Source organism: Moraxella equi (genome assembly GCF_002027555.1).
Taxonomy (GTDB): Bacteria; Pseudomonadota; Gammaproteobacteria; order Pseudomonadales; family Moraxellaceae; genus Moraxella; species Moraxella equi.
This window is the reverse complement of sequence record NZ_MXAP01000161.1, coordinates 1-1,624: the sequence shown is the minus strand read 5'-3', so window position 1 is coordinate 1,624 and position 1,624 is coordinate 1. Positions and strand designations below refer to the sequence as shown.

The following is a 1,624-nucleotide window of genomic DNA, read 5'->3' as shown; positions in this document are numbered from 1 at the left end:
GCCTTATTTTTTTATGATTACTTTACAAAATCAAACCTTCACCCTGATTGAGTTGGTTCAACACACCATCGATGTTATTTGAATATATGTCAGCGATTGCTATTTTTTCAAACATCTCATCCTTGCCATCAATATCAATCATCATCGTAATATTTTTGGCACCTGATTTTTCAAAATGAATATAATCACCAAAATTGTCCATGATTGATTTGTCAGCAAAAAGTCCTGTTAGATCAATCTTATCTCCTTGCTTTAGATCAAAATCAGCAATTTTATCAAATCCAATCTGGCTGACATCTACCACCAAATCCACGTCCAAAGAGAACACAAAAGTGTCCGCTCCTGCACCTCCTTGCAAATAATCATCGCCAGCACCACCATTTAAGATGTCATCGCCGTTACCGCTATTTAGGGTGTCACTGCCATTACCGCCATCTAAAACATCGTTGCCAGTACCTGTCGTAACACGATCATCGCCATCTTGACCATAGACTTCAGTTTTGCCGCCAGTAGCGTTGAAAACATCGTTGCCAGCACCCAGATGGGCAACGCTCTGAGATTTCCATTGCGCTATATTATGATTATCGTTATTATCTGTACCGTGATAGGTGGCAACTTTTGTTGCCACCAGTTCGGCAAGGCTGACTGTCTGGTCAGCAAATTCGAAGTTTTCAATATGATAAGAGTCACCGTGCTGGAAGTTTTGAATGGTAACACTATTTAAGTCTGATGTTTTAAGGATTAAATCTTGACCTTTTAACAAGACTTGAACTGCAGACAGATTAACATCTGTAAAACGGATGGTGTCTTAATGGCGTTCTTTAGAGACATTTGAATCAGAGTCATGAATGATGTCATTACCATAATCACCACTAAAGATGTAAGTGTCATTACCGTTATTCTGACCCGAATTGCTTAAATAATCATCGCCAGCACCACCATTTAAGATGTCATCGCCGTTACCGCCATTTAGGGTGTCGTTACCATCTTGACCAAATAGGAGGTCAGAATTTTTAGTTCCAGTCAACCGATCATTACCAGCACCTGCAAACACAGCACCGCCATTTAAATGATTATCTTGTGCATCGCCCATCTTAATTGGTAATTCTCTATCAATCTTAAAATCAATACCATTTATCCAACCATCCAATTCATGTTTTGGCACGCTAGATACAACATGCTCTATCAAATTAACCAACTTATCTCTGCCAACAATGTTAGGTCGTGTTTGCACTTGAAGATAAGCAAAATACTCCATGATATCGCCAAAGGCAGACATTGCGGTTTGACCACCTACATCTAACCTTGCCTTAAAGTCGCTTACCAGTCGATTAATGTCCAAACCAAACAGAAGATTACCATCTTTGACATCTACCACAATATCTATCAAATCGCCATAACGATTCTGAACAGTTTGCGGATAGAGTCCACTATAAACAGACTTAATCAGCCTATCATAAGTATCATTGATAATTTTGGTTGTTTTTTCAAAGTCTTTGACGTTAGCATAAAACATGTTATCTGTTTTTGTGCTCATGAAACTATCGATAACACCAATTTTATATTTGATTTTATCAAACTCTGCCATGCCTATTGTATCAATTATTGTATACCAACCGAACTT

2 protein-coding genes are annotated in these 1,624 nt (G+C 38.3%); both read right to left on the bottom strand.

What is annotated here, in order from left to right; all coding sequences use genetic code 11:
- Positions 1-22: 22 nt before the first annotated feature.
- A complete protein-coding gene (locus tag B5J93_RS12640) occupies positions 23-763 on the bottom strand; it encodes a calcium-binding protein (protein ID WP_115237096.1) in 741 nt (246 codons plus the stop codon).
- A gap of 45 nt (positions 764-808) precedes the next feature.
- On the bottom strand, positions 809-1,624 hold an 816-nt coding region (locus tag B5J93_RS13615), incomplete at its 5' end, for a calcium-binding protein (protein WP_265734222.1).